Below are 25,231 nucleotides of genomic sequence, written 5' to 3'. Positions count from 1 at the left end.
CTGACAAAAGCACCTGCGCGGAAAAATGCCCAGGCGCATGCGACAATGCACCCCGAACACCCTGCCAGGAGGCTGCCATGCCGCGCCACCGTGAACTGAAGATCACCCTCAAGCCGCTGCCGTTGATCGTGTGCGTTGCCTTTGGCCTGTGGCTGGGCGCCGTGGCCATCGCCGCCAGCCTGTGGCTGGCCCTGCAACTGTGGCCACAGCAGGTACAGCCACTGGCCCAGGCCGTGGCCCCCGCCGCGTACCGGCCTGCCGCGCCGCCAGCGCCAGCCCCTGCGGCGGATGCCCAGGCGGAAATGTTCGAACGCTACAAGGACATCCTGCACAAGCAGGAGGTGCAACAGGCCGCCGAGGCCGCCCAGGGCAACCCGCGCAACCTCAACAGCCCCAAGTGCCAGTTCTGGCTGCAGCAGAACCGCACCGCGCCCACCGACAAAAGCCAGGCCAACGTGCTGGCGTTCTGTTACTGACCATGGACAAGCCCAGCCTGCTGGCGCAGATCGTCGCCACCCTCGAGCATGACCTGGATGTGCTGACCCGCGCGGCGCAAACCGCGTACGAAGCCGCCACCGCCGAAGAGAACATCGCCGAGAACAAGTACGACACCCTGGGCCTGGAAGCCTCGTACCTGGCTACCGGCCAGGCCCGCCGCAGCGCCGAGATCCGCAAGGCGCTGGTGACCTACCAGCAACTGCTGCTGCGTGATTACGACCCGGCACGCGGGGTGCAGGTGAGCAACCTGGTGACGCTGGCGGATGAAGATGGCGGGCAGCGCCGACTGTTCCTCGGGCCCGAGGCGGCGGGGTTGAAGATTGGCGAGGGGGATGGGCTGGTGACGGTGATTACCCCGCGCTCGCCGCTGGGGCAGCAGTTGATCGGCAGGAAGGTTGATGATGAGGTGAGCCTGGGGGCACAGGCATTGTTCATAGTCGATGTTGTCTGAACCGGCCTCTTCGCTCCCCAGGCCAGTGATCCCCGTGTAGCAGCAGCCTTGTGCTGCGAAGGGGCCATGAGCGACACAGAAAGTCATTTGCCTTACCGGCCTCTTCGCAGCACAAGGCTGCTCCTACACGGATTGCAAGGCATCGAACCGCCGCGCCAACCCCTGCTCTTCGAACTGTTCCACCACAAAATCGATAAACGCCCGGGTCTTGCCCGGCAACAGCTTGTGCTCGGCGAAATACAGGCTGATATGCCCATCGTCCACGTACCAGTCCGGCAGCACCCGCTGCAGCCGCCCGCCTTCCAGGTACGGCACTGCAAACGGCAGGCTCACCAGGGCAATCCCCAAGCCCTGCTCGGCCACCGCGCAAGCCGCATCCGAATCGCTCATGGTCATCGCCTGGCGCAACTGCAATGGCTGCTGCTCCTGCCAACGGCTGGTCAACGGCCATGAACGCACCCGCCCGGTCTGCGGCGAGCGGATCAGGATACCGTCATGCCGTTGCAATACCTGCGGGTCGTCAATCGGCGCGTGCCGGCCCAGGTACGCCGGCGCCGCCACCAGCACCCGGTGCGCCGGGGTCAGCTTGCGCGCCACCACCCCCGGCGGCAGATCGAAGCCGCCACCAATCGCCGCATCGAAGCCCTGGCCGATCAGGTCGACCTGGCGGTTGTCGAAATGCCAGTCCGGGGTAATGGCCGGGTAGCGACGCAGGAACTCGGCCAGCAATGGCAACACATACAAGCGCCCGAACACCGTACCCATGCTCACCCGCAACAACCCGGCCGGCTGGCCTTCGCTGCTGGCCAGATTGGCCACGGCGTACTGGATGGTGCGGAAGCTGTCACTGACCTCCCCCAGAAATCGCTGCCCTGCCTCGGTCAGGGTCAGCTTGCGGGTACTACGCTGGAACAACCGCACCCCCAGGCGTGCTTCCAACTGGGCAACATGCTTGCCCACGGCAGCCGGGGTGATGCTGAGGCGCCTGGCGGCTTCGGCAAAGCTGCCGACTTCGGCACTGCGGATGAAGCATTCCAACGCGTTGAACGATTCCATGGCCATGATTGGCAACCAAAGGTTTACTCTGCTGATAGTGATTGCCATCTTATCAGCAGGTAATCAAGCGCCGATACTGCGCCCATCCAAGGCATTCCGGCCTGGCTTCCAGCAGGAGATCAGCATGTCCAAGCAACACACCCTCGAAGGCAAAGTAGCCCTGGTACAGGGCGGTTCCCGCGGCATCGGTGCAGCCATCGTGCGACGCCTGGCCCGCGAAGGCGCGCAGGTGGCCTTCACCTATGTCAGTTCCGCCGGTCCGGCGCAGGAGCTGGCTGAGGAAATTACCAAAAATGGCGGCAAGGCCCTGGCCCTGCGGGCCGACAGCGCCGACGCGGCGGCCGTGCAACTGGCCGTGGATGACACTGTGAAGGCCTTCGGCAGGCTGGATATCCTGGTCAACAACGCCGGTGTGCTGGCGGTAGCACCGGTGACCGAATTCGACCTGGCCGACTTCGACCACATGCTGGCGGTGAACGTGCGCAGCGTATTCGTCGCCAGCCAGGCCGCGGCACGCTACATGGGCCAAGGTGGGCGCATCATCAACATTGGCAGCACCAATGCCGAGCGCATGCCGTTTGCCGGCGGCGCCCCCTATGCCATGAGCAAATCGGCGCTGGTCGGCCTGACCCGCGGCATGGCCCGTGACCTGGGGCCCAAAGGCATTACCGTGAACAACGTGCAGCCAGGGCCGGTGGACACCGACATGAACCCGGCCAGCGGCGAGTTCGCTGACAGCCTGATCCCGCTGATGGCGATCGGGCGCTATGGCGAGGCGGATGAGATTGCCAGCTTCGTGGCTTACCTGGCGGGGCCTGAGGCGGGGTATGTCACTGGGGCCAGCCTGACGGTCGATGGCGGGTTTGCTGCCTGATTGAAGGGTTGCCTGTTCCGGCCTCTTCGCGGGCGCGCCCGCTCCCACAGGTATCCCACCGGCCTCAAACCCTGTGATAATCCTGTGGGAGCGGGCAAGCCCGCGAAGGGGCCGCCACAGGTTGACCCTGCTCCTACCTCCCGTCTGCAACGAGAACCCCATGAATACCCCCACGCTCAGCCGCGCCCTGATCCTGCTGATGGCCACCGCCACCGGCCTGGCCGTGGCCAGCAACTACTATGCGCAACCACTGCTGCACAGCATCGCCCAGCAGTTCGGCCTGAGCACCGCCAGTGCCGGCAGCATCGTCATTGCCGCGCAACTGAGCTATGGCGCCGGCCTGTTGCTGCTGGCGCCGCTGGGCGACCTGTTCGAGCAGCGTCGACTGATCACCGTGATGACCGCCATTTCCACCCTGGGCCTGGTCATCAGTGCCTGCGCACCGAGCCTGCCCTGGCTGATCCTTGGCACGGCGCTGACCGGGCTGTTCTCGGTAGTGGCGCAAATCCTCGTGCCCATGGCCGCGACCCTCAGCGAGCCACACCAGCGCGGGCGCGCGGTCGGCACGTTGATGAGCGGCCTGCTGCTGGGCATCCTGCTGGCGCGTACCGCCGCCGGTTTCATGGCCGAGCTGGGTGGCTGGCGCAGCATCTACGTGCTGGCCGCGGTGCTGATGGCGATCACCGCCGTGGCGCTATACCGCAGCCTGCCGCAACACCACAGCCATGCCGGGCTGAAATACCCGGCGCTGATCGGCTCGGTGTTCCGCCTGTTCCTCGAAGAACCGGTGCTGCGCCTGCGCTCGCTACTCGGCCTGCTGGCGTTCAGCCTGTTCGCCCTGTTCTGGACGCCGCTGGCGTTCCTGCTGGCAAAAGGCCCGTATCACTATTCGGACGCGGTGATAGGCCTGTTCGGCCTGGCCGGTGCGGCGGGTGCGCTGTCGGCCAACTGGGCCGGGCGCCTGGCCGACCGTGGCAAAGGCTCGCTGGGTACCACCGTGGGGCTGGTGGTGTTGCTGCTGTCGTGGGTCCCACTGGGCTTTGCCGAGCAGTCGTTGCCGGCCTTGCTGCTGGGCGTGCTGATGCTCGACCTGGCGGTGCAGCTGGTGCACGTGAGCAACCAGAACGCGGTGATTGCCCTGCGGCCCGAAGCGCGCACGCGGCTGAATGCCGGGTATATCACCTGCTACTTCATTGGCGGGGCCTTGGGGTCGTTGCTGGGCACGCAGTTGTTCCAGCGCCAGGGCTGGATGGGGATTGTGCTGGCCGGGTTGGTGATTGGCGGGCTGGCGTTGCTGGCGTGGGGGTTGGCGGAGCGCAAGCGCAGGAGCGCTTTGCAAGCGGCCTGAAATAATTTTTGTTGGCTTCTTCGCGGGCACGCCCGCTCCCACAGGTTTGTCACTGGCATGAAGCATGTGATGTACCTGTGGGAGCGGGCGTGCCCGCGAAGAGGCCATCAGCCATGGCGACAATGCACCGCACGACCCTCCGTCGCATGGCCGTTGACTTGCCTGCCCGGGCAGCGCTCAGTAGGCGCTGGTCAATGCCCTTTCCCTGACAGGACGACGTTATGACAAGACTCACGGTGCAATCCGGCGATTTCTTGCAAGGCGAAGGCGAGTATCGCAACGGATCGCTCACACTCAAGACCCCGCGCAGCCCCTCCCCGGGCGAGCGGATTTCCCTGGCACGCATCAGCGAGCTGCGGCTGGCCAGCCTCGAGTCCAGCCGTAGCCTGGGCAGTGCCCTGGGCTGGGGCATGGCCGGGGCCCTGGTGGCCGGGCCGGTGGGGTTGCTGGCCGGGCTGTGGCTGGGTGGAAAGGAAGAGGAAGCCACCTTCCTGGCCACCTTCAAGGACGGACGCAAGCTCATGGCCATTACCGATGGCAAGACCTGGTCGAAGATCGATGACAACTGGCGGCAGCACAGGCGGCCGGCCCGCAAAGGCTGACTGGATATCGCAAAGCCCGGATCGTTTTATGTTGAAGGCGGCTGTAAGATGCCGCCTTTTTTCATGGCCTGTACTGGCCCCTTCGCGGGCTCGCCCGCTCCCACAGGAACAGCGCTGCCCTTGAGTGTGGCGCAGTCCCTGTGGGTATACCCGCGAAGAGGCCGGCACAGGTGTCGCGCATCCAGGAGCCCCACCGCATGCCCCCGCGTCACCCCCGCCTGCCCCTGAGCCTGCTCAGCCTGGGCCTGGCCCTGCATTGCCCCCATGTGCTTGCCGAAGACACCGTACTACTGGCCCCGCTGCAGGTGTCCGATACCTACACCAACGACGGCTATCAGGCACGCCAGGCAGCAGTAGGCGGCTTCCAGCCCGCGCCCCTGCTCGACACCCCGGCCTCGATCAGCGTGTTCAACCAGCAACTGCTGGAAGACCGCCAGGTACGCCAGCTCAGCGAAGTGCTGCAAAGCGACGCCTCGGTGGGCGAAAGCTACGCCCCCATCGGCTACTACGAAAACTTCAACGTGCGCGGCTTCGAGCTGAATGCCGCCAGCAGCTACCGCATCAATGGCCAGACCATCGCCGGCGAGCAGAACGTGGCCCTGGAGAACAAGCAGCAGGTGGAGCTGCTCAAGGGTTTGTCCGGGCTGCAAAGCGGTGTTTCGGAGCCGGGCGGCCTGGTCAACTACGTGACCAAGCGCGCCGAAGACGTGCGCAGCGTCACGGTGTCGACCAACGAACAAGGCGAACGCTACCTGGCCACCGACCTGGGCGGCTGGTTCGGCAGCGAGCGGCAGTTCGGCCTGCGGGCCAACCTGGCCCATGAAGACATCCGCTCCTACGTCGACCACGCCGACGGCAAGCGCGACTTCGCCTCGCTGGCCTTCGACTGGCAGATCAACCCGGATGCCACCCTGCAGCTGGATGCCGAATACCAGCATCGCGAACAGCGCTCGGTGCCGGGATACCAGCTGCTCGGTGGCAGCGAAGTCCCCCATGGCATCGACCCCGACGACCGCCTGGCCTACCAGCACTGGGCCAAGCCGGTGCAGAACGATTCGCTGAACCTGGGTGGGCGCTTCGAGTACCGTTTCAACGAAGCCTGGACCGGGACCTTGAGCGCCTCGCGCAGCAAGGTGGTGATCGATGACTACAGCTCGTTTGCCTGGGGTTCGAGCGAAGGCGCGTTCTTCGGCAGCAACGGCGACTACGACATCTACGACTTCCGCAGCCCCGACGACACCCGCCGTACCGACGAGGCGCAGGCCATGCTCAACGGGCGTTTCGATGCGCTGGGCGTGGGGCATGAGCTGACCGTGGGCACCAGTGCGCAGCGGCGCACGCTGGATCAGCGCCCCAGCTATATGGAATGGGTAGGTACAGGCAACATCTACACGGGTGCACCGGCCTTTGACCCATCCGACAAGCCCATCAGGTCTAGCGAACGTCGCCTGGACAGCCGCCAGTACGGGTTGTTCGTGAGCGACCGCATCAGCTTCAACGAGCACTGGCAGACCGTACTGGGTGCCCGTGAAGTACGCCTGGACGAGAAAACCTGGAATGAGGACGGCGTTGCCGGTCGCCATACCCGGCAGTACGAGTTGCTGCCCAACGCCGCGCTCATCTACAAGCCGCAGCCGGATACCACGGTATATGCCAGTTATTCCAAAGGCCTGTCGGCAGGCGGCACCGCACCGTGGTTCGCCGAGAACAAATTCGAAATCCTGGCACCGACGACCTCGCACCAACTGGAACTGGGCCTCAAGCATGACTGGCAAGGCCTGAGCTTCAGCGCCGCACTGTTCCAGATACGCCAGGCATACCAGTACGCGCGCCCGGACGGCGCCGGCACTTTCACCTATGTGCAACAAGGCCAGCAGAAGAACACCGGCCTGGAACTGGGCGCCAGCGGCTGGGTGACCTCGAACCTGCAGGTGCAGGCCAGCGCTGCGGCGATTCGGGCGCGGGTGCAGAACAGCGACACCGATGCCTATGAAGGCCACCAGGCGATCAACGTGCCCAGGTTCCGGGCGGCGCTGCAGGCGGAATACACCCTGCCGGTACCGGGCTTGGCACTGCTGGGCGGGGCGCGCTACAGCGCCAGCAAGTATGCGAGCCAGGCGGGAAATGTCGAAGTTGGTGGGTATACGGTGTTCGATGTGGGTAGCCGCTACCGCACGCGCATTGGTGGGTATGACACGGTGCTGCGGCTGACTGTGGACAACGTGTTCGACAAGCGTTATTGGCGCGATGTGGGGGATTACCTGGGGGATAACTACCTGTTCCAGGGGGCGCCGCGGACGGCTCGGCTTTCGGCTTCGGTCAGCTTCTAGGTTTTTGGGGCTGCCTTGCAGCCCATTCGCAGCACAAGGCTGCTCCTACAGGGGCGCACCCCATCCTGTAGGAGCAGCCTTGTGCTGCGAATGGGCCGCAAAGCGGCCCCCAAAGGCCCCAAAAACAAAAAGCCCCCGGCTTCTCAGCTCGGGGGCTCTTCGTAGAATGTGGCGGTGAAGAAGGGATTTGAACCCTTGATACGATTTCTCGTATACACACTTTCCAGGCGTGCTCCTTCGACCACTCGGACACTTCACCGTTTCTCTTCAAGCCTTGCAGCCTGTCGAGGTGCGCTAATTTAGTGAAAGACTTTCCCTTTGGCAAGCATTTTTTTCAATTTTTTCATGCATTTGCACTTGAGCCCCGGCGAACGCTGACCGACCAGTCAGCCTTACTGCTTTACCTCGCCCCTGACGCTGGGTAACGTCGTCGCCACGCCAACAAAAGGACTCTGCCATGAGCGAGCTGATTACCTACCACGCCGAAGACGGCATCGTTACCCTGACCCTGAACAACGGCAAGGTCAACGCCATCTCGCCAGACGTCATCGCCGCCTTCAACGCCGCGCTCGACCGCGCCACGCAGGAGCGTGCGGTGGTGATCATCACCGGGCAGCCGGGCATCCTGTCTGGCGGCTACGACCTCAAGGTGATGACCAGCGGCCCCAAGGAAGCAGTCAGCCTGGTCACCGCCGGTTCCACCCTCGCCCGCCGCCTGTTGTCGCACCCGTTTCCGGTCATCGTCGCCTGCCCGGGCACAGCCATCGCCAAGGGGGCGTTCCTGCTGCTGTCGGTCGACTACCGCATTGGCGTCGAAGGGCCGTACAAGGTGTGCCTGAACGAAGTGCAGATCGGTATGACCATGCACCATGTCGGCATCGAACTGGCCCGCGACCGCCTGCGCCGCTCGGCCTTCCACCGCTCGGTGATCAATGCCGAGGTGTTTGACCCGCAGGGCGCGGTGGACGCAGGCTTCCTCGACAAGGTGGTGCCGGCCGAGCAACTGCAGGATGCGGCACTGGAGAAAGCGCGGGAGCTGAAGAAGCTGAACATGCTGGCGCACAAGAACACCAAGCTGAAGGTGCGCAAAGGGCTGCTGGAAGCGTTGGACAAGGCGATCGAGCTGGACCAGCACTATACAGGTTGACCGTAGCGGCCTCTTCGCGGGTGAACCCGCTCCCACAGGGATATCGCAGGCCTCAAGAGCAATGAGGTACCTGTGGGAGCGGGTTCACCCGCGAAAGGGCCAGTACAGGCTTGCTCCAGGGTTTGCCCCAACCAGTGCACATCCGTACACTGCCCGGCGACTGTCTGGTGTGAGTCGTACCATGCTTTATTCATTGCGCATGTTCCTGCTGGCGCTGCATTTCCTTGTGGTTGGCACCCTGGGCCTGGTCATCGGCCTGTGCCGCCCCTTCAACCCCGACAACAGCCGCGTGTTCGCCCGCCTCTACAGCCTGCCGGCCACCTGGCTGATGCGCATCAGGGTCAAGGCCGAAGTCGGCCCGCTGTGGGATCAGCCGCCAGGCTGCGTGATCGTCGCCAACCACCAGTCCAACTTCGACCTGTTCGTGCTAGGCCAGGTGGTACCGCAGCGCACCGTCGCCATCGGCAAGAAAAGCCTGGGCTGGATCCCGCTGTTCGGCCAGCTGTTCTGGCTGGGTGGCAACGTGCTGGTCGACCGCAAGAACGCCTACCAGGCACGCAAGGCCATGCAGAAGACCACCCGGGTGCTGCAGGACGATACCTCGATCTGGATTTTCCCCGAAGGCACGCGCAATCCCGGCGAGCACCTGCTGGCCTTCAAGAAAGGCGCGTTTCACATGGCCATCGAGGCCGGTGTGCCGATCGTGCCGGTATGCGTCAGCCGCTATGCCGGGCGCCTGAGCCTGAACAGCTGGCGCCAGCGCACGGTGATCGTGCGCTCGCTGCCACCGATCGCCACGGCGGGCATGACCCTGCAGGACATGCCGGCGCTGATCGAACAGTGCCGGGGGCAGATGCAGCAATGCATCGACCGCATGGAAGGGGAACTGGCCAAGCGCTAGGTTGCTCTTGAGCCCACTACAGCCCAAGCTGTAACCCGTGTCCAACCGGAATAAGCGAACAACCATGGGTCGAGTCGTGGCATCGGCGGTGTACAGCGCCGGCAGAAAGGTCACCAATATCAGCATCGATGAAGGCAGCGAGTGGGCGCGCAAGCCGGGGCACTTTGTATGGATCGGCCTGGAAGAGCCCAACGCAGAGGAGCTGGCCAACCTGCAGTGCCAGTTCAACCTGCACGAACTGGCCATCGAAGACGCCCTGGAAAAGCACAGCCGGCCCAAGCTGGAAACCTTTGGCGACGCCCTGTTCATCGTCACCTACTCGCCGGTGCGCCACGAAGGCAAGCTGGAGTTCATCGAAACCCACATCTTCGCCGGCAACGGCTACATCATCACCTGCCGCAACGGCCACTCGAAATCCTATGCCCTGGTGCGCCAGCGCTGCGAGGCGCGGCCGTTGCTGCTGGAGCACGGCGAAGACTTCGTGCTGTACGCCCTGCTCGACTTCGTCACCGAGAACTACCAGCCGGTCAGCGAGGCCATTCATGGCGAGATCGAAGAGCTGGAGCAGAGCGTGCTTGGCGGTTCGCTGCAAGAGGACGATATCCGCCGCTTGCACAGCCTGCGCCGCGACATCCTGCGCCTGCGCCGCTACGTGGCACCGATGGTGGAAGTGAGCGAGGAACTGCAGCGCCTGAGCTTCCCGTTCATCGACAAGAACATGCGCCCGTACTTCCGTGATGTGCAGATCCATGTGACGCGGCAGATGGAAGACCTGGCTGGCATCCGCGACATCGCCAGCCAGACCATCGAGATCGGCATGCTGCTGGAGTCGTCACGGCAGAGCATCGTGCAGCGCAAGTTTGCAGCCTGGGCAGCGATCCTGGCGTTCCCCACGGCAATTGCCGGGGTTTACGGGATGAACTTCCAGAACATGCCGGAGCTGGGGTGGCACTATGGGTACTTCGGGGTGCTGGGGGTGATCGGGCTGGGCTGTACCGCGTTGTATGCCAGCTTCAAGAAGTCTGGCTGGCTTTGACCCCAGGCCCGGCGCGCTTCCTGTAGGAGCAGCCTTGTGCTGCGAAAAGGCCGGCAAGACCAACAGATGCTATGTGGTCGTGAGGGCCTCTTCGCAGCACAAGGCTGCTCCTACAAAAACAACGCTCGGCTTCAGGCCGCGCTGTGCTTGCTCACCGGTTGCTGGATAAACCGCAACATCCACTCCCCCACCAGGTCGCCCTGGTGCTCAGTGGCCAGGCTGGCCACGGCCTTGTGGTACACCTCATCACCCAGATACTCCTGGCGCGCATCGAGCAGTGCGCGGGAGTAGTCGTGCACGAACTCGGGGTGCCCCTGGAAGCACAGCACCTGGTCACGAATGTGGTACGCAGCGTTCGGGCAGAAATCGCTGGAGGCGATCACCGTGGCGCCTTCCGGCAGCTCGGTCACCTGGTCCTGGTGGCTGATCAGCAAGGTCAGCTCCGACACCTCCGGGTCCATCCACGGTGCATGGGCCGCCAGCGAATAGCGGTGGATACCCACGCCCCAGCCCTGCTCGGCACGCTCGGCCTTGCCACCCAGGGTCAACGCCAGCAACTGGTGGCCGAAACACACACCCAGCAGCTTCTCGCCACGCTCGTACAGCTTCAGCAGGTAGGCCTTGAGGGTCTGGATCCACGGGTCGATACCAAACGAGTCGGCCTTGCTGCCCGTCACCAGGTAGGCATCGAACACTTCGTTGTCGGCGGGGTAATCGCCATTCATCACGTTGTACACACGAAACTCGGCGGCGATCGGCTGACGCGAGAAGAGCTGCTCGAACATCCTGCCGTAGCCCTGGTACTGCGCGGTCAACTCCGGTCGCAGGACATCGGTTTCAAGGATGCAGATGCGTAACGACATAGGGGTAGTCCTGAACGACATGGGTGGGAATCTGCTGTAGAGACTGACGCGAAAGGCACGTACAAGCAAGTAGGCCGCACTGACGAACGGTCACATTTCGTCGGTGCCCTGCTGGCACTTGCGCCACCGTCTAGCCAGAGCATGCCAGCCGGCTGGCACTTGGCCTCATAGCCAGACGAAATCAACGAACTACAGTATTAGAACAAAGGGTTCTCAAACATGGATGACGCACACCCTACTGTTGGTTGTATATCCACTTTCAAGAGGCAGGCAGTTCAGGCGTCACGCAACGCCACTGCGATCGACCCGAAGCGCGACAGGGAAGCCAACGGGTATTCAGGAATAACAACAAGAAGGCGGTCCGCCATGTTCAGACAATCAAAAATTCGCCAAGCTGGGCTCATTCTCTTCGCCACGACTTTGCTGCTGATCCTGCCGAACCTCACACGTTTGTTCGGCTGACTGCCGCTGTGGCGCCAACAGGCAACGCACAGGTAACCTGCTGGCCTTGATGGTCGGAGATTACCCATGCGCCACTGCCTTGCACTGTTAGTGTTGCTCCTGAGCCTGCCGCTGTCGGCGGCGCAACTGCACCTTGAACTGGGCGCTACGACGCGCCAGTGGAGCAGTGCCGAACTGCTCGACCACCCGCAGGCCCGGGACATCAGCATCGACCAGGACGTTTCCTACAAGCAGCCCATGCATTATCGGGCGGTGCCGCTGGCCGCGCTGCTGGATGGCGTGAACGCCAGCGACCACCTGCAGGCGGTGGCGCTGGACGGTTTTGCCGCCGAAATGCCGGCGGCGCCACTGTTGCAGCACGGGCCGGCACAGGCCTGGCTGGCGGTGGAGGAGCCGGGCCGGCCGTGGCCACCACTGGGCCAGGGCAAGCCAAGTGCGGGGCCGTTCTACCTGGTGTGGACTGCACCGCAGGCCAGCGGCATCCGCCCGGAGCAGTGGCCGTTCCAGATTTCCACGATTCGCAAGCTGGCTTCTGTCGAGGCGCGTTTTCCGGCGCTGCTGCCCGACCCGAAGCTGTCGGCCGACAACCCGGTGCGCCGGGGCTTTGCCTTGTTCCAGCAGAACTGCCTGGCGTGTCACCGGCTGAATGGCGCGGGGGATGCACAGGTAGGGCCGGACCTGAATGTGCCGCATAACCCGACCGAGTATTTTCGGCCTGAATATCTACGCCAGCTGATTCGTGACCCACAGAGCCTGAGGCAGTGGCCGCAGGCGAAGATGCCGGGGTTTGCAGAAAGTGTCTTGAGTGAAACGGAGCTGGATGAATTGCTGGCCTATTTGAGGCATATGGCCGGGCGCAGGCCTTGAGAACCTGGGGGCGCTTTGCGCCCCTTTCGCGACACAAGGCCGCTCCTACAAGGGTACGCGCACGCCTGTAGGAGCGGCCTTGTGTCGCGAAAGGGCCGCAAAGCGGCCCCAAATTCCCAAAAATCTCAGGCTATGGGCCGCTCCTGCTTGACCCCCCACCCTTCCACCTCACCGCCATAAGGTGTCACCAGCTGCTCGAAGGCCTCTTCGAAGTCGCCAATCCCGCCATGGGTGGCATACATGACCTTGCTCAGCTCCAGATGCCAGGCACCGTCGCCCAGCTCCTTCACCTGGGCATTCAGCGATTCACCGCGAAACTGCCCGGCCGCGCGGCGGGCCCCTGCTTCGTCGGGGAATATGGCGTAGAACTCGATGGGGTGGATCTGGGTGAAGTCGAAACCGCCTGCCTTCATCTGGCGCAGGACGTTGCTGCTGATATCGTCGTTCTGGCTGCTCATGAAACGTCCTCCTGAATAATGCGATGGATAGACTTTCCGTGCACTACGCACCTGCCGGCAGCGGCCGGGCAGTTCGAGCTGATGCAAGACGCGAAGGGATGCGGTGCCGACCCGCAGAATAGGCCGGCACCTTCTTGCAGCGTAGTGCCTGCCAGGGCACCACGCAAACGTGTGGTTCAGGGCGTTTCGTGGATGCTGGTGATGGTCACGCCACTCTGTTCCTTGAGCCAGCGTGCGGTGGGTGAAACAGTGCGGTCCTGGAAGTCGTTGAGGTCCAGCTCGTCCATCACCGGGAACAGGTGCGAACGGATGGCCCGCGCGGCGTCCTCCTCGCTGGGGCACTGGTCGCCGTGCAGCGTCAGGGTGGTGAGCACGCCCTTCTGGTCGGCAAAGATGACTTCCCACTCTTTCATTGAACGAACCCTCTAAGTCAACGAACACCGGGTGTGTGATGCCTGAAACAAGTGACCTTGAGGTGGGGAGAATGTTCAGTCTGAGGGATTTGTGTTGGGCCCATTCGCGGGCACGCCCGCTCCCACAGGGCCACCACAAGGTCCGAAACCTGTGCTGTACCTGTGGGAGCGGGCGTGCCCGCGAATGGGCCGTGAAACGGCCCCGATCTACTTCGGCGTGCCGTGCACTACACCGGCAGTGTTATCCAGCAAGCTCTTGGTCGCGGTCTGGATATACGCTTCCAGCTTCTTCAGCATTTCCGGCTGGTCCGGGCTTTCGATCAGCTCGGCCTTGAACTCGCTGCCCAACTGGTAGCGGTACATGCGCGGGGTCATGTCCTTGGACTCGATCAGGATGCGGTCGCCCTGCACCAGGCCGACGATCTGCTCGCTACCCGATGGCTTGATCATGCCCACGCCCTGGTCGCCCTCAGGCAGGTTGAGCAGGTCGCGGCCCCAGCACTGGTGACGGGCCTGGCCACCCAGGCGGCCCATGATGGTCGGCACGATGTCGACCTGGGTACCCACGGTGTGGTTGACCGCACCGAACTTCTCCTGGATGCCCGGGGCAATCAGCAGCAGCGGCACGTTGAAGCGGCCCAGGTCCAGCTCGGTGACCTGCTGGTGGTTGCCAAAGCCATGGTCGCCAACGATGACGAACAGGGTTTCCTTGAAGTACGGCTCCTTGCGCGCCTTCTCGAAGAACTGCCCCAGCGCCCAGTCCGAATAGCGCATGGCGGTCAGGTGCTCGTCCAGGCGGCCCTGGCCGGTTACCGGCTCTACCGGCAGGTCCTTGGGCAGCGCGTACGGGGTGTGGTTGGACAGGGTCTGCAGCAGCGCGTAGATCGGCTTCTTGCCATCGTGCTTGGCCAGCTCTTCGGCGCCGCGGTCGAACATGTCCTGGTCGGACACGCCCCAGGTCGGGTCGGAGAACACCGGGTTGACGAAGTCGTTACGGCCAATGAAGGTGGTCATGCCCTGGTTGCCGAAGAACCCGGACTGGTTGTCCCAGGCAAAGTCGCCGTTGTAGACGTACACGTCGTCGTAATCGCGGGCGCTGAGCAAGGCTGGCAGGCCAGACAGCTTGTGGCCGCCTTCCGGGGTCTGCATCAGGTATTCGAAGCCTGGCAGGTTGGGGAAGCAGGCCATGGTGGCAAACATGCCCTGGTGGGTATGGGTGCCGTTGGAGAAGAAGCGGTCGAACAGCAGGCCCTCTTTGGCCAGCTTGTCGAAGTACGGGGTGATGTTGTTGGGGCTGCCCAGCGCGCCCACCGAGTGGCCGGCGAAGCTTTCCATCAGGATCACCACCACGTTCTTGATCGGCAGGGTGCGCTCGGCCGGCGGCACGAAGTCGCGGCGGATGGCAGCCTCGTCGGCATCAACCAGGGTGTCGTTGGCGGTCAGCAGCTGCTCGCGCACGCTCTGCGTGGCCACGTCCTGCTCCAGCACCGGTTTCCAGATGTTGGCGCGGTCTTCGCCGAAGCGGCTCTTGGCAGCATCGATCAGGGTCAGGGTGCCGTTCAGGCCCAGCTGGTTGACGAAGTTGGAATCGGTGGTGAAGGCATCACCCCAGCGCATCGGCGGGCCCTGGCGCAGTGTGCCACGGGCGGCGACCACGGCCACCAGCAGGATCACCATGAACACCGCCAGGCGGTTGTACCACGGCGCCGCGCGGCGCTGCAGGGTGACCTCGCCGGCGCCATTGCCCCGGGTCATGCGGTCGATGCCCTTGAACAGCAGGCTCAGCAGCCAGGTGCCGAACAGCCAGGCCAGCAGGTAGCGCACCACCGGGAAGCCGTACCAGAGCATGCTCAGCACGGTCTTCGGGTCTTCCTTGATGTACTGGAACACCAGGCCGTTGAGGCGCTGGTGGAACTCGCGATAGAAGTCCATCTCCATCAGGCCGAGGAACATCACCACGCTCGAGGTGATGGTCAGCCAGAAACGGAACAGGCCACGCCGGGCCATGGCCCAGGGACTAAGGATGGCCAGCAGCAGCGGAATGCTGATGTACACCACCACCCGCAGGTCGAAGCGCAAGCCGTTGAGGAAGCCTTCGGCGACGGTCGCATTGGGGGTATCGCCGATCATGTCGCTGTTGTAGACCAGCAGCGCCAGGCGCACGAGGCTGAGCATCAGCATGATCACCAGACCGCTGAGCAGCGTGTAGGCCAGGTGGGATTTCAGGGTGGGCGAGAACGACGCTCGCGCGCCCCGTTGCTTCAAGGCGTCCGGGTTAGCCATGAATGGGAAGGTCCTAGGATTGCGGGTTTGCGGAGATGGCGCAGGTGTATACCAACGCAGCATTGTGCGGGTGCGGATTCTGTTTAAACCAATGTGAAAATTTTGTCACGGGGGTGTTGCCGCTTTTGTCTGTTACGGCCTCTTCGCGGGCACGCCCGCTCCCACAGGGGATCACTGCCCTCGGTGCCGGTGATATCCCTGTGGGAGCGGGCGTGCCCGCGAAGAGGCCAGCACAGCCATTCAGATCCGCACATTCCCCCGCGGCCCGGCAATCGCCCAGATCACCAGGCCCACCACCGGCAGCAAGGCGATCAGCAGGATCCACAACACCTTGATGCCCACTTCGCTGCCACTCTTGATCACATTGAGGATGGCCCAGATATCCAGCGCCAGGATGATCAGCCCGACCAGGCTGTTGAACGTCGACCCCATGCCTAAACTCCTGTCCAGAGGCTTTGCCACAGCATAGCCAGCTATCACGTCGATAGAAGGGAATCCTTGGCCGTTTGCGCGGGTCACTGCTTAAACTGCTGTATCCATTGATTTCGAGGTTGCCATGCCCCCCGCTCATACCCACCCCGTTGCCCTGCCCTCGCCCGTCAGCGCCTGGCGCCAACAGATGCACGACAACCCATGGATAGGCGCCGGCCTGGCCCTGAGCCTGCTGGTGGTACTGGTACTGCTGGGGGCAAGCCTGTGGAACGCAGTGAACGGCGACCACGCCGAAAACCTGCATCTGGCCGCACTGGGCGGGTTGTCCGGCTTTGGCGCCACGGCGCTGGGCGCGGTGCTGGCGGTGGTGCTGCGCGATGTCAGGGCGCGCACCCAGGATGTGATGCTGGGTTTTGCCGCCGGCATGATGCTGGCGGCCAGTTCGTTTTCGCTGATTCTACCGGGCCTGGATGCCGCCCGCGAAATTACCGGCAACGGCCCGGCCGCGGCCTTTACCGTGGTGCTGGGCATGGGCCTGGGCGTGCTGCTGATGCTGGGCCTGGACCGCTTCACCCCGCATGAACACGAAAGCACCGGCCCGTGCGGCCCGGAGGCCGAGCGCATCAGCCGGGTTTGGTTGTTCGTGCTGGCGATTACCCTGCACAACCTGCCTGAGGGCATGGCCATTGGCGTGAGCTTTGCCAATGGCGACATGAACATCGGCCTGCCGCTGACCAGCGCCATTGCCATCCAGGACATCCCCGAGGGGCTGGCCGTGGCGCTGGCCTTGCGCGCTACCGGGTTGTCGAACCTGAAGGCTGCGTTGGTGGCGATCGGGTCGGGGCTGATGGAGCCGCTGGGAGCGGTGATCGGCCTGGGGATTTCAACCGGCTTTGCCCTGGCCTACCCGGTGAGCATGGGGCTGGCGGCGGGGGCGATGATCTTTGTGGTTAGCCACGAGGTGATTCCCGAAACCCACCGCAATGGGCACCAGACAGCGGCGACCCTGGGGTTGATGGGTGGGTTTGCGGTGATGATGTTCCTGGATACCGCACTGGGCTGACTATTCAGGTTGCCTGAACCGGCCTCTTCGCGGGCATGCCCGCGAAGAAGCAAACGCGGAAATCAGACGTGCACGGCGACCTTCAGGGCCTCCAGGGCCGGCTCGACCTTGATCCCCACCTCTGCCCCCAGCTCCAGCACCCGCGCCAGGTCGTTCTGCCCCACCATCACCATCTGCAGCTCGTCATCCAGCAACTGGCTGAAGTTGAGCAGCACATAACCACCGGCCTCTTTGTTCAGCGCGCCCATCTGCACCTGGATGCGGTTGAGTGCGGTCAGCGGCTCGGTGCGGGCCAGTTGCTTGGGCTTGAGGGTGAACGGCACGCTCTGGTCGAACGAATCGCTGATCTGCTGGAACAGGTCCTGGTAGCTGTCGGCCTGGAACACCACGGTGTCCGGCAGGCTGCCCAGCACCACCCATTCGCCCAGCGGGATGGGGAAGCTGTCGTCGTAGTTGATGTCGGGGTTGGCGGCCAGGAAGGCGGCGGGGTCGGCGTAGGCCTGGGCGGCCTCGTCGGCGATGCGCTCGATGTCTTCCTCGCGCATGCAGCCAGCGCCAATGAGGCTGATGAATTCGAGCAACTGAGTTTTCATGAAAGGGGGCCTGCGACGGGTGAAAAGTCGCCAAGGATAGCCGCAAATGCCCCCTTGCGGTTAGCCGGCCAGCACTTGCAGGCGCGCTGCGGCGTCCACGGCCCCCATGGTTTGCGCTGCCATCAGCGCGGTGGTACCACGGGCATCCTGACGGGCCGGGTCGGCCCCCTGGGCCAGCAGGTAGTCGAGGATTTCGCCGCGGTTGAACATGGCCGCCAGCATCAGCGCGGTGCGGCCATCCTGCGCGGCGGCATCCACCGGTACGCCGTGCTCCAGCAACAGGCGGATCATGGCCAGGTCGCCCTTGAACGCGGCACCGGCGATGGGTAGCTGGCCGTTATCGTTGGCAATCAGCGGGTCGGCGCCATGCGCCAGCAGCACGCGCACTGCGCCGTGGTGGCCGTGGTAGCTGGCCAGCATCAGCAGGGTGTCACCCTTGTGGTTGCGCAGGTTGGCCGGCAGGCCACTGGCAAGCAGGCGCCCGAGCATCTCGGCATCGCCTTGGCGAGCACGTTCGAACACCTGCTCGGCGAAGGCGGCGGTTTCGTCGTCGGTCATGGTGGCAGGCGTGGGTTGGGTGGACATTTGGAACCTCCTGGCAGAAATCGTTGCCCAAGTCTTTGTCAGGCAAGGCTGCCGGGTCAAAGGTTCAGATTCTATCGGGGCGATAGCTGGCCACGGGTCGTGCAATATGCACTGTGCAAAATGCACGACCGTGCAGCTTGCACGACAGCGCTTCGAAAAAAAATGCGTAAGCAACTGATTTTAAAGGGATTTTTCAGAAAAAATTTCCTGGCACGGTCACTGCAATAATCAACTCACGTCTGCCACGCAACAGCCAGGAGTTGATATGGACCTCATCCAGGAAAAGTTCGTTTCGGTATTTTCGGCCTACCAGGTGAATACCCAGGCCCGACCCGACGGCGGTGTGCTGCTGACCCTGCGCGCTGCTGATGGCAAGGTCACCCGCCGGGTACTGACCTATACGCAATTGCACAGTGCCGAACAGCTTTCGTGGGCGATCAGTGCGATTCGCCGGGATCTGGCCGAACAGGCCAGTGAACTGCCGGTGATTTCGATGCTGCAGAGCCAGCAGCGGTTTGCCTTGCCGACTTATCGCTGAGTTTTGTGTTGGTTTAACTGGCCTCTTCGCAGCACAAGGCTGCTCCTACAAAGCCCGCGCCGGCCTCAGGCTTCGCGTTTTACTTGTAGGAGCAGCCTTGTGCTGCGAAGAGGCCGGCAAAGCCTTACAACTCATCAATGCCCAGAAACGCCCGCGCAGTCACATCCCCGGTAAACCTCGGCTGCATCCCCTGCTCGCTGCCATACAACCGCAACGCCAGGCAAAACGGCGCATCGCCCAGCTCGACCCAGCGCCGGGTCCCCGCTGGCACCACCAGCTGGTCACCCTTCTCGCACAGCACCGAATACACCCAATCCCCCAACCGCAGGCCAACCTGCGCCCGCCCGCTGACCACGGCAAACACCTCGTCGGCGTCATGCACATGCTCATCGCGCACATCCACCTGCGCCGGGGCCTCGCCGTCACGGTTGAGCACCACGAAGGCTTTGCTGCCATGCGCCGTCATCAACTGGTCCAGGTGATCGCGGCAGGCCTCCAGCACCTCGTCCTGGGCCGTGCCCGGGCGCACCCGCAGGCCATGCTCGGCCTGGGTAAAGCGCACGCCCTGCTCGGCCAGGGTGGCGGCGATGTCGTCGTGGTGGGTCAGCACCTTGTTCGGCAGTTCCGGGCTGGAGGGGTGGAAAACGCTGAGAATGCTCATCAGGGGCGGGTCCTGGTCGGTTGCGAACAAAGGGCAATGATAACGGCTGCAGCCAAGGCTGCGGCACTGGCCATACCAAAGGTGAAGGTGGGGCCCAGCAGTTTCCAGCTGTAACCCGAATACAACGCCCCCAGCGCACCGCCAGTGCCCGACAGCGCCGCATACAGCGCCTGGCCCTGGCCCTGCTGGCGGGCGCCGAAGCTTGCCTGGACGAAAGCGATGCTGGCGGCATGGAAGCAGCCGAAGGTGGCAGCATGCAGCACCTGGGCGAACACCAGCACCGCCGGCTCACCGGCCAGGTTGCCCAGCAACAGCCAGCGCAGCGCCGCCAGCACGAAGCTGGCCAGCAGCACCTGCTGCACCGAAAAGCGCGCGAAGATGCGGCTCATGGCCATGAACACCAGTACTTCGGCCACCACCCCCAGTGCCCACAGCAAGCCAATGGCACCCCGGGCATAGCCCAGATGTTCCAGGTGCAGGGTGAGGAAGGTGTAGTACGGCCCGTGGCTGAGTTGCATCAGTGCCACGCAGGCGTAGAACGCGATCACACCGGGCGCCCGCAGCTGCTGCAGGAAGCCGCCCGCGCCGCTGCGCTCGCCCTGCTCCACCGGCTGGGCATTGGGTACCCACAGGCTGGCGGCGACGATGCCGGCCATGATCGTGACCAGCGCCACCGGGTAGATATCCAGGCTCAGCCACTCGAACAGCCGGCCCAGGCCGACCACGGTGAGGATGAAGCCGATCGAGCCCCACAGGCGCACCTGGCTGTAGCGCGCGGTTTGCCCCTGCAGGTGAGCCAGGGTGATGACCTCGAACTGCGGCAGCACCGCATGCCAGAAGAACGCGTGCAGGGCCATGACCAGCGCCAGCCAGGCGTAGCTTTTGCCTAGGAAGATCAGGGCGAAGGTGGCCAGGGTCGACAATGCGCCCAGGCGCACGATCAGCAGGCGCTGGCCGGTGCGGTCACCCAGCCAGCCCCACAGGTTGGGGGCGATGCAGCGCATGAGCATGGGGATGGCCACCAGCTCGCCGATGCGTGCCGGAGAGAAGCCCAGGTGGTCGAAGTACAGCGCCAGGAACGGGGCGGTGGAACCGAGCAGGGCGAAGTAGAACAGATAGAAGCTGGACAGGCGCCAGTAGGGGATTGGTTGCATGGGGTGGCCTATGGGGTTGCCGTTACTGGCCCTATCGCCGGCAAGCCAGCTCCCACAGGTACCCCACAATGTTCAGGCTTGTGGTAATCCTGTGGGAGCTGGCTTGCCGGCGATAGGGCCAGTGCAAGCGAATCAGAGCTGGCCCAGCACCGGGGTATTCACCTTCACATCGGCATTCTGCGCGCGGTGGCGCAGCAGGTGGTCCATCAGCGCGATGGCCATCATCGCCTCGGCGATCGGCGTGGCGCGGATGCCCACGCACGGGTCGTGGCGGCCTTTGGTGATGACGTCCACCGGGTTGCCGTCGATGTCGATGGAGCGGCCCGGGGTGGTGATGCTGGAGGTCGGCTTCAGCGCCAGGTGGGCAACGATCGGCTGGCCCGAGGAAATACCGCCGAGGATGCCGCCAGCATTGTTGCTGAGGAAGCCTTCCGGGGTCAGTTCGTCACGGTGCTCGGTGCCGCGCTGGGCCACGCTGGCGAAGCCGGCGCCGATTTCCACGCCCTTGACCGCGTTGATGCTCATCAGCGCGTGGGCCAGTTCGGCGTCGAGGCGGTCGAAGATAGGCTCGCCCAGGCCCGGCATGACGCCTTCGGCGACCACGGTGATCTTGGCACCCACCGAGTCCTGGTCACGGCGCAGCTGGTCCATGTAGGCCTCCAGCTCCGGCACTTTGCTCGGGTCAGGGCTGAAGAAGGCATTCTGCTCCACCGACTCCCAGGTCTTGAACGGGATTTCGATCGGGCCCAGCTGGCTCATGTAGCCGCGCACGGTAATGCCCTGGGTGGCCAGGTATTTCTTGGCGATGGCACCGGCGGCCACGCGCATGGCGGTTTCGCGGGCCGAGCTGCGGCCACCGCCGCGGTAGTCGCGGATGCCGTACTTGTGGTGGTAGGTGTAGTCGGCGTGGGCCGGGCGGAACAGGTCCTTGATCGCCGAGTAGTCCTTGGACTTCTGGTCGGTGTTGCGGATCAGCAGGCCGATCGAGCAGCCGGTGGTGCGGCCTTCGAACACGCCGGAGAGTATCTCCACCTCGTCGGCTTCCTGGCGCTGGGTGGTGTGCCGGCTGGTGCCGGGCTTGCGCCGGTCGAGGTCGTGCTGCAGGTCGGCGAGGGAAATTTCCAGGCCCGGTGGGCATCCATCGACAATGGCGACCAACGCCGGGCCATGGCTCTCGCCAGCGGTGGTGACAGTGAACAGCTTGCCGTAGGTATTGCCGGACATGGACGCTCCGCGAGATCTGCCTGAAGTGAACGAAAGCGGCAGTATACAGATGGATTGATCGCCTGTGCTGGCCTCTTCGCGGGCTCGCCCGCTCCCACAGGTACCCCACACGGCTCAGGCCTGTGGTAAACCTGTGGGAGCGGGCGAGCCCGCGAAGAGGCCGAACCTGCCAGGCAAGGCCCGAGAACCTTCCCGCAAACACTGGGTCAAACCCTCATCTCCCCATGTAGTACCGCATGATGTCGCGCCTCGTTGCCCTCTTCTTCCTGCTGTGCACCGGCCTGGCCCAGGCCGCCGCCCCCACCGTGCTGCAACGCCCGATCGACCTCGACACCGGCCAGGGCGTGCTGCACGGCAGCCTGCTGCTGCCGCAACAGCCCACCCCGCCACCGGTGGTGCTGATCATCGCCGGCTCCGGCCCCACCGACCGTGACGGCAACAACCCGGCGTCAGGCCGGGTCGACAACCTCAAGCGCCTGGCCCTGCTGCTGGCCAACGAGCACATCGCCAGCGTGCGCTACGACAAGCGCGGGGTGGCCGCCAGCCAGCCGGCCACGCCCGACGAGCGTGACCTGAGCGTGGAGCGCTACGTGGCCGACGTGGTCGCCTGGAGCCACAAGCTCAAGGCCGACCCGCGCTTTGGCCCGTTGATCCTGATCGGGCATAGCGAAGGCGCGCTGATCGCCAGCCTGGCCGCCGAGCAGGCCGGCGCCAGCGCGGTGATTACCCTGGCCGGCAGCGGCCGGCCGCTGGCCGACGTGCTGCGCGAACAGCTGGCCCAGCGCCTGCCGCCGGCACAACTGGCCGGTGGCAGCGCCCTCCTCGACCGTTTGCAGGCCGGGGAGACCAGCCTGGAGGTGCCGGCGCCGCTGCGCCAGGTGTTCCGCCCCAGCGTGCAGCCCTACCTGATTTCGCTGTTCCAGCAGAACCCGGCGGCGGCCTTTGCCCGCCTGCCCATGCCCGCGCTGATCGTGCAGGGGCGCAACGACGTGCAGGTGGGCGTGGTCGACGCCGAACGGCTGAAGGCTGCCAAGCCGGATGCCCAACTGGTGCTGATCGATGGCATGAACCACATGCTGCGCATCAGCCCCAAGGCGATGAGCCAGCAGCGCGACAGCTACCTCAACCCTGAACTGCCGCTGGCAAGGGAGCTTGGCGAGCAGATTGTGACGTTTATCCAGCATTTGCCTTCGGCGTAAGGGAAATAGGCTCAGGTCCTGGGCGCTTCTGCCGATAGGGTGGATAACGGCGAAAATTGGGGCCGCTGCGCGGCCCTTCGCGACACAAGGCCGCTCCTACAGCGTTACGCGTCGTCTCTGCGATGCGCGATCCTCTGTAGGAGCGGCCTTGCGTCGCGAAAGGGGCACGCAGTGCCCCCTCTTGCAGCCGGCACGCACTTGAGGACAAGCCCTGATGACAACCGCCCCCGCCGCCGTAGAGCCGGCCGAAGAGCCCGAGGAAAGCCCCGCCCTACCCTGGGCCGAGCTGGCCGCCGAACATTTCCAGCTGTTGCGCCTGGCCGCCCTGCCCACCGACCGCAACACCGGCGCACGGCCGCTGCGCTTTGTGCAGTTCGGCTATGCCGAACGCCACGACAAAGCCCACAGCCTGTTGCGCATGGAAATCCAGCTGCCCGGGCAGAAGGTGCACAAGGAACAGAACCGCCTGGACATTCGCGTCGACCACACCGCGCGCCGGGTGCGCATCGGAAATGAACATGGCCTGCAACTGGAGCCGCTGAACCGTGGCATCGGCCGCTTCCTGCTGGCTCAGGCCGCGCAGTGGCTGCAGCGCAAGTGGTCGCACTACCAGATCGAGGGCATGGCGCTGCCGAGCAAGGATGCGCTGAACGAAGACTCACGCCTGCGTCGTGACCACTGCCTGCGCGGCATGGGTATCGAGGTGGAGTACGAGGACAGCCAGCATCTGAAGGGCCGTACCGTGGAAATGACGGTGGGCCAGCTCAAGGGCGCGTGGAACAGCGAGCGCTTGCAGCGAGTGGGGATACTGGATGCTGCCGGCCTGCTGCAGCAGGCTGACCAGCAGTTGCAGGAGAAGGAAGGGCAACTGCGTGAGCGGGATGAACGGGTTGCCAAGTACCAGCGTGAAGACAGCGGGTTGCGCTTTACCATTACCTGCCTGGTGGCGTTTGCGGTGTTCCAGGCGGGGTTACTGATCTGGATTGCCACGCGCTGACACCGCGTCGCCTAGCCGTTAGGAATTGGGGCCGCTTTGCGGCCCATCGCGACACAAGGCCGCTCCTACAGGAAATCGCGTAGCACAGGGATGACGCGTATCCCTGTAGGAGCGGCCTTGTGTCGCGATGGGCTGCAACGCAGCCCCAATGAATCAGACCCGGGCCTTGAACAGTTCCTGATGCTGGCGGCACTGCTCGGCAGTCAGCATGAACACCCCATGCCCGCCGCGCTCGAACTCCAGCCAGGCAAAGTCCACTTCGGGGTACAGCGCCTCGACATGCACCTGGCTGTTGCCCACCTCGACAATCAGCAAGCCCTTGTCGGTCAGGTGGTCCGCTGCTTCGGCCAGCATGCGCCGCACCAGGTCCAGGCCATCGTTGCCGCAGGCCAGGCCCAACTCGGGCTCGTGGTGATACTCGGCCGGCATGTCGTCGAAGTCCTCTGCATCGACATACGGCGGGTTGGACAGGATCAGGTCGAAACGCTGCCCCGGCAAACCGCCAAAACCATCGCCCTGCACGGTGTACACGCGCCCGTCCAGGCCGTGGCGTTCGATGTTCTGGTTGGCCACTTCGAGCGCTTCGAACGACAGGTCGGCCAGCACTACCTCGGCCTCGGGGAACACGTCGGCGGCAACGATGCCGATGCAGCCAGAACCGGTGCACAGGTCGAGAATGCGCGCCGGCTCGCTCGCCAGCCACGGCTCGAAGCGTTTCTCGATCAGCTCGCCAATCGGCGAACGCGGCACCAGCACGCGCTCGTCGACGATGAACGACATGCCGCAGAACCAGGCCTCGCCCAGCAGGTAGGCGGCCGGCACGCGTTCTTCGATACGGCGCTTCAGCAGGTGCTGCAGGCGTACCCGCTCGTCGTCCTCGAGCATGCAGTCCAGGTAGCTGTCGGCCACCTCCCACGGCAGGTGCACCGCCCCCAGTACCAGCAGGCGGGCCTCGTCCCAGGCGTTGTCGGCACCGTGGCCGAAGAACAGGTCGTGCTCGTGGAAGCGGCTGACCGCCCAGCGGATGTAGTCGCGCAGCGTGCGCAGGCGGGATGTGATCACGGGGTACTCCTAATTCAGACCGGACAAAAGTCTAACAGCCCCACCCGCACATTTGTTCCTTTGCCTTACCCAATGACTAGCCACAAGCCAGTAACCATGCCGCTTGCGTTGTCAACCATTCCCATTGGCGCCAA

Annotated in this window: 27 protein-coding genes and 1 tRNA gene; 15 read left to right on the top strand and 13 right to left on the bottom strand. The window is 64.2% G+C overall.

Annotated features, from left to right (window positions below; genetic code table 11):
* The first annotated feature begins 77 nt into the window (after positions 1-77).
* On the top strand, positions 78-476 hold the full coding sequence (locus ACGLHT_RS25260) for a hypothetical protein (RefSeq protein ID WP_274120088.1): 399 nt from the start codon (positions 78-80) through the stop codon (positions 474-476).
* A gap of 2 nt (positions 477-478) precedes the next feature.
* Positions 479-949: a transcription elongation factor GreAB gene (locus ACGLHT_RS25255; protein WP_274120087.1), complete on the top strand. Its 471-nt coding sequence runs from the start codon at positions 479-481 to the stop codon at positions 947-949.
* A gap of 123 nt (positions 950-1,072) precedes the next feature.
* Here the strand turns inward: ACGLHT_RS25255 and ACGLHT_RS25250 are convergent, their stop codons facing one another.
* Positions 1,073-2,011 carry a LysR family transcriptional regulator gene (locus ACGLHT_RS25250; protein WP_274120086.1) on the bottom strand — a complete coding sequence of 313 codons (939 nt, stop codon included), beginning with the start codon at positions 2,009-2,011 and terminating at the stop codon, positions 1,073-1,075.
* A 118-nt stretch (positions 2,012-2,129) separates the two neighbouring features.
* On the opposite strand from ACGLHT_RS25250, the gene ACGLHT_RS25245 reads away from it, so the two are divergent.
* The 4 genes from ACGLHT_RS25245 (at position 2,130) to ACGLHT_RS25230 (ending at position 7,159) form a co-directional block, all read left to right on the top strand.
* Positions 2,130-2,879: a 3-oxoacyl-ACP reductase family protein gene (locus ACGLHT_RS25245; RefSeq protein ID WP_274120085.1), complete on the top strand. Its 750-nt coding sequence runs from the start codon at positions 2,130-2,132 to the stop codon at positions 2,877-2,879.
* Positions 2,880-3,039: 160 nt separating this feature from the next.
* The gene (locus tag ACGLHT_RS25240) at positions 3,040-4,227 is read left to right on the top strand and encodes an MFS transporter (protein WP_274120084.1); all 1,188 of its coding nucleotides are present in this window, start codon (positions 3,040-3,042) and stop codon (positions 4,225-4,227) included.
* Positions 4,228-4,448: 221 nt separating this feature from the next.
* Positions 4,449-4,829 carry a hypothetical protein gene (locus ACGLHT_RS25235; RefSeq protein WP_085692434.1) on the top strand — a complete coding sequence of 127 codons (381 nt, stop codon included), beginning with the start codon at positions 4,449-4,451 and terminating at the stop codon, positions 4,827-4,829.
* A gap of 197 nt (positions 4,830-5,026) precedes the next feature.
* The gene (locus tag ACGLHT_RS25230) at positions 5,027-7,159 is read left to right on the top strand and encodes a TonB-dependent siderophore receptor (protein ID WP_274120083.1); all 2,133 of its coding nucleotides are present in this window, start codon (positions 5,027-5,029) and stop codon (positions 7,157-7,159) included.
* Positions 7,160-7,328: 169 nt separating this feature from the next.
* On the opposite strand, the gene ACGLHT_RS25225 is transcribed toward ACGLHT_RS25230, so the two are convergent.
* Positions 7,329-7,418, bottom strand: a tRNA-Ser gene (locus ACGLHT_RS25225).
* A gap of 198 nt (positions 7,419-7,616) precedes the next feature.
* Here ACGLHT_RS25225 and ACGLHT_RS25220 point away from each other — a divergent pair.
* From ACGLHT_RS25220 to ACGLHT_RS25210, 3 genes are all read left to right on the top strand, one after another.
* Positions 7,617-8,306, top strand: a complete 690-nt coding sequence (locus ACGLHT_RS25220; protein WP_274120082.1) for a crotonase/enoyl-CoA hydratase family protein — start codon at positions 7,617-7,619, stop codon at positions 8,304-8,306.
* A gap of 181 nt (positions 8,307-8,487) precedes the next feature.
* Positions 8,488-9,207 (top strand): 1-acyl-sn-glycerol-3-phosphate acyltransferase, encoded by a 720-nt coding sequence (locus tag ACGLHT_RS25215; protein ID WP_137163252.1) that lies wholly within the window; start codon positions 8,488-8,490, stop codon positions 9,205-9,207.
* A 64-nt stretch (positions 9,208-9,271) separates the two neighbouring features.
* Positions 9,272-10,243 (top strand): magnesium and cobalt transport protein CorA, encoded by a 972-nt coding sequence (locus tag ACGLHT_RS25210; protein WP_015269363.1) that lies wholly within the window; start codon positions 9,272-9,274, stop codon positions 10,241-10,243.
* A gap of 131 nt (positions 10,244-10,374) precedes the next feature.
* Here the strand turns inward: ACGLHT_RS25210 and ACGLHT_RS25205 are convergent, their stop codons facing one another.
* A complete protein-coding gene (locus ACGLHT_RS25205; RefSeq protein ID WP_137163251.1) occupies positions 10,375-11,106 on the bottom strand; it encodes an amidotransferase in 732 nt (243 codons plus the stop codon).
* Between the two features lie 219 nt (positions 11,107-11,325).
* On the opposite strand from ACGLHT_RS25205, the gene ACGLHT_RS25200 reads away from it, so the two are divergent.
* Both ACGLHT_RS25200 and ACGLHT_RS25195 read left to right on the top strand, forming a co-directional pair.
* A complete protein-coding gene (locus ACGLHT_RS25200; protein ID WP_128637193.1) occupies positions 11,326-11,568 on the top strand; it encodes a hypothetical protein in 243 nt (80 codons plus the stop codon).
* 66 nt (positions 11,569-11,634) lie between these two features.
* Positions 11,635-12,435: a cytochrome c gene (locus ACGLHT_RS25195; protein ID WP_274120081.1), complete on the top strand. Its 801-nt coding sequence runs from the start codon at positions 11,635-11,637 to the stop codon at positions 12,433-12,435.
* Positions 12,436-12,560: 125 nt separating this feature from the next.
* On the opposite strand, the gene ACGLHT_RS25190 is transcribed toward ACGLHT_RS25195, so the two are convergent.
* From ACGLHT_RS25190 to ACGLHT_RS25175, 4 genes are all read right to left on the bottom strand, one after another.
* A complete protein-coding gene (locus ACGLHT_RS25190) occupies positions 12,561-12,893 on the bottom strand; it encodes a ribonuclease E inhibitor RraB (RefSeq protein WP_003260395.1) in 333 nt (110 codons plus the stop codon).
* A gap of 176 nt (positions 12,894-13,069) precedes the next feature.
* Entirely contained in the window at positions 13,070-13,306 is a 237-nt protein-coding gene (locus ACGLHT_RS25185) for a hypothetical protein (RefSeq protein WP_025338164.1), read from the bottom strand.
* 207 nt (positions 13,307-13,513) lie between these two features.
* Complete coding sequence (locus tag ACGLHT_RS25180) at positions 13,514-15,589, bottom strand: LTA synthase family protein (protein WP_085590064.1); 2,076 nt, start codon at positions 15,587-15,589, stop codon at positions 13,514-13,516.
* A 240-nt stretch (positions 15,590-15,829) separates the two neighbouring features.
* A complete protein-coding gene (locus ACGLHT_RS25175; RefSeq protein WP_012271091.1) occupies positions 15,830-16,021 on the bottom strand; it encodes a PLDc N-terminal domain-containing protein in 192 nt (63 codons plus the stop codon).
* A 124-nt stretch (positions 16,022-16,145) separates the two neighbouring features.
* Between ACGLHT_RS25175 and ACGLHT_RS25170 the strand changes: the two genes are divergently transcribed.
* Positions 16,146-17,084, top strand: a complete 939-nt coding sequence (locus tag ACGLHT_RS25170) for a ZIP family metal transporter (protein ID WP_085590062.1) — start codon at positions 16,146-16,148, stop codon at positions 17,082-17,084.
* Between the two features lie 62 nt (positions 17,085-17,146).
* On the opposite strand, the gene ACGLHT_RS25165 is transcribed toward ACGLHT_RS25170, so the two are convergent.
* The gene (locus tag ACGLHT_RS25165) at positions 17,147-17,677 is read right to left on the bottom strand and encodes a hypothetical protein (protein ID WP_013971513.1); all 531 of its coding nucleotides are present in this window, start codon (positions 17,675-17,677) and stop codon (positions 17,147-17,149) included.
* A 60-nt stretch (positions 17,678-17,737) separates the two neighbouring features.
* Positions 17,738-18,262, bottom strand: coding sequence for an ankyrin repeat domain-containing protein (locus tag ACGLHT_RS25160; protein ID WP_137163248.1), 525 nt, complete (start codon positions 18,260-18,262; stop codon positions 17,738-17,740).
* Positions 18,263-18,527: 265 nt separating this feature from the next.
* Between ACGLHT_RS25160 and ACGLHT_RS25155 the strand changes: the two genes are divergently transcribed.
* Entirely contained in the window at positions 18,528-18,800 is a 273-nt protein-coding gene (locus ACGLHT_RS25155; protein WP_025338158.1) for a DUF3509 domain-containing protein, read from the top strand.
* A gap of 124 nt (positions 18,801-18,924) precedes the next feature.
* On the opposite strand, the gene ACGLHT_RS25150 is transcribed toward ACGLHT_RS25155, so the two are convergent.
* The 3 genes from ACGLHT_RS25150 to aroC all read right to left on the bottom strand — a co-directional run bounded on the left by ACGLHT_RS25150 (position 18,925) and on the right by aroC (position 21,839).
* Entirely contained in the window at positions 18,925-19,461 is a 537-nt protein-coding gene (locus tag ACGLHT_RS25150) for an oxidase (RefSeq protein ID WP_137163247.1), read from the bottom strand.
* The gene (locus tag ACGLHT_RS25145) at positions 19,461-20,615 is read right to left on the bottom strand and encodes an MFS transporter (RefSeq protein WP_137163246.1); all 1,155 of its coding nucleotides are present in this window, start codon (positions 20,613-20,615) and stop codon (positions 19,461-19,463) included. The genes ACGLHT_RS25150 and ACGLHT_RS25145 overlap by 1 nt, the downstream gene beginning before the upstream one ends.
* A gap of 132 nt (positions 20,616-20,747) precedes the next feature.
* The gene (gene aroC / locus ACGLHT_RS25140) at positions 20,748-21,839 is read right to left on the bottom strand and encodes a chorismate synthase (RefSeq protein ID WP_025338155.1); all 1,092 of its coding nucleotides are present in this window, start codon (positions 21,837-21,839) and stop codon (positions 20,748-20,750) included.
* A gap of 236 nt (positions 21,840-22,075) precedes the next feature.
* Between aroC and ACGLHT_RS25135 the strand changes: the two genes are divergently transcribed.
* Both ACGLHT_RS25135 and ACGLHT_RS25130 read left to right on the top strand, forming a co-directional pair.
* Positions 22,076-23,038, top strand: coding sequence for an alpha/beta hydrolase (locus ACGLHT_RS25135; protein WP_274120080.1), 963 nt, complete (start codon positions 22,076-22,078; stop codon positions 23,036-23,038).
* Between the two features lie 214 nt (positions 23,039-23,252).
* Positions 23,253-24,035: a hypothetical protein gene (locus ACGLHT_RS25130; protein WP_274120079.1), complete on the top strand. Its 783-nt coding sequence runs from the start codon at positions 23,253-23,255 to the stop codon at positions 24,033-24,035.
* Between the two features lie 153 nt (positions 24,036-24,188).
* On the opposite strand, the gene prmB is transcribed toward ACGLHT_RS25130, so the two are convergent.
* Positions 24,189-25,097 (bottom strand): 50S ribosomal protein L3 N(5)-glutamine methyltransferase, encoded by a 909-nt coding sequence (gene prmB / locus ACGLHT_RS25125; protein WP_015269350.1) that lies wholly within the window; start codon positions 25,095-25,097, stop codon positions 24,189-24,191.
* Positions 25,098-25,231: the final 134 nt, after the last annotated feature.

The organism is Pseudomonas sp. PsB, assembly GCF_043658375.1.
GTDB lineage: Bacteria > Pseudomonadota > Gammaproteobacteria > Pseudomonadales > Pseudomonadaceae > Aquipseudomonas > Aquipseudomonas putida_Z.
Note: the sequence above shows the minus strand (reverse complement) of the source record. Positions and strands in the feature narration are given on the sequence as shown.

Coding starts and splice junctions, on each gene's coding strand:
- ACGLHT_RS25260 (WP_274120088.1), top strand. CDS start 78: ATGCCGCGCCACCGTGAACTGAAGATCACCCTCAAGCCGCTGCCGTTG.
- ACGLHT_RS25255 (WP_274120087.1), top strand. CDS start 479: ATGGACAAGCCCAGCCTGCTGGCGCAGATCGTCGCCACCCTCGAGCAT.
- ACGLHT_RS25250 (WP_274120086.1), bottom strand. CDS start 2,011: ATGGCCATGGAATCGTTCAACGCGTTGGAATGCTTCATCCGCAGTGCC.
- ACGLHT_RS25245 (WP_274120085.1), top strand. CDS start 2,130: ATGTCCAAGCAACACACCCTCGAAGGCAAAGTAGCCCTGGTACAGGGC.
- ACGLHT_RS25240 (WP_274120084.1), top strand. CDS start 3,040: ATGAATACCCCCACGCTCAGCCGCGCCCTGATCCTGCTGATGGCCACC.
- ACGLHT_RS25235 (WP_085692434.1), top strand. CDS start 4,449: ATGACAAGACTCACGGTGCAATCCGGCGATTTCTTGCAAGGCGAAGGC.
- ACGLHT_RS25230 (WP_274120083.1), top strand. CDS start 5,027: ATGCCCCCGCGTCACCCCCGCCTGCCCCTGAGCCTGCTCAGCCTGGGC.
- ACGLHT_RS25220 (WP_274120082.1), top strand. CDS start 7,617: ATGAGCGAGCTGATTACCTACCACGCCGAAGACGGCATCGTTACCCTG.
- ACGLHT_RS25215 (WP_137163252.1), top strand. CDS start 8,488: ATGCTTTATTCATTGCGCATGTTCCTGCTGGCGCTGCATTTCCTTGTG.
- ACGLHT_RS25210 (WP_015269363.1), top strand. CDS start 9,272: ATGGGTCGAGTCGTGGCATCGGCGGTGTACAGCGCCGGCAGAAAGGTC.
- ACGLHT_RS25205 (WP_137163251.1), bottom strand. CDS start 11,106: ATGTCGTTACGCATCTGCATCCTTGAAACCGATGTCCTGCGACCGGAG.
- ACGLHT_RS25200 (WP_128637193.1), top strand. CDS start 11,326: ATGGATGACGCACACCCTACTGTTGGTTGTATATCCACTTTCAAGAGG.
- ACGLHT_RS25195 (WP_274120081.1), top strand. CDS start 11,635: ATGCGCCACTGCCTTGCACTGTTAGTGTTGCTCCTGAGCCTGCCGCTG.
- ACGLHT_RS25190 (WP_003260395.1), bottom strand. CDS start 12,893: ATGAGCAGCCAGAACGACGATATCAGCAGCAACGTCCTGCGCCAGATG.
- ACGLHT_RS25185 (WP_025338164.1), bottom strand. CDS start 13,306: ATGAAAGAGTGGGAAGTCATCTTTGCCGACCAGAAGGGCGTGCTCACC.
- ACGLHT_RS25180 (WP_085590064.1), bottom strand. CDS start 15,589: ATGGCTAACCCGGACGCCTTGAAGCAACGGGGCGCGCGAGCGTCGTTC.
- ACGLHT_RS25175 (WP_012271091.1), bottom strand. CDS start 16,021: ATGGGGTCGACGTTCAACAGCCTGGTCGGGCTGATCATCCTGGCGCTG.
- ACGLHT_RS25170 (WP_085590062.1), top strand. CDS start 16,146: ATGCCCCCCGCTCATACCCACCCCGTTGCCCTGCCCTCGCCCGTCAGC.
- ACGLHT_RS25165 (WP_013971513.1), bottom strand. CDS start 17,677: ATGAAAACTCAGTTGCTCGAATTCATCAGCCTCATTGGCGCTGGCTGC.
- ACGLHT_RS25160 (WP_137163248.1), bottom strand. CDS start 18,262: ATGTCCACCCAACCCACGCCTGCCACCATGACCGACGACGAAACCGCC.
- ACGLHT_RS25155 (WP_025338158.1), top strand. CDS start 18,528: ATGGACCTCATCCAGGAAAAGTTCGTTTCGGTATTTTCGGCCTACCAG.
- ACGLHT_RS25150 (WP_137163247.1), bottom strand. CDS start 19,461: ATGAGCATTCTCAGCGTTTTCCACCCCTCCAGCCCGGAACTGCCGAAC.
- ACGLHT_RS25145 (WP_137163246.1), bottom strand. CDS start 20,615: ATGCAACCAATCCCCTACTGGCGCCTGTCCAGCTTCTATCTGTTCTAC.
- aroC (WP_025338155.1), bottom strand. CDS start 21,839: ATGTCCGGCAATACCTACGGCAAGCTGTTCACTGTCACCACCGCTGGC.
- ACGLHT_RS25135 (WP_274120080.1), top strand. CDS start 22,076: ATGATGTCGCGCCTCGTTGCCCTCTTCTTCCTGCTGTGCACCGGCCTG.
- ACGLHT_RS25130 (WP_274120079.1), top strand. CDS start 23,253: ATGACAACCGCCCCCGCCGCCGTAGAGCCGGCCGAAGAGCCCGAGGAA.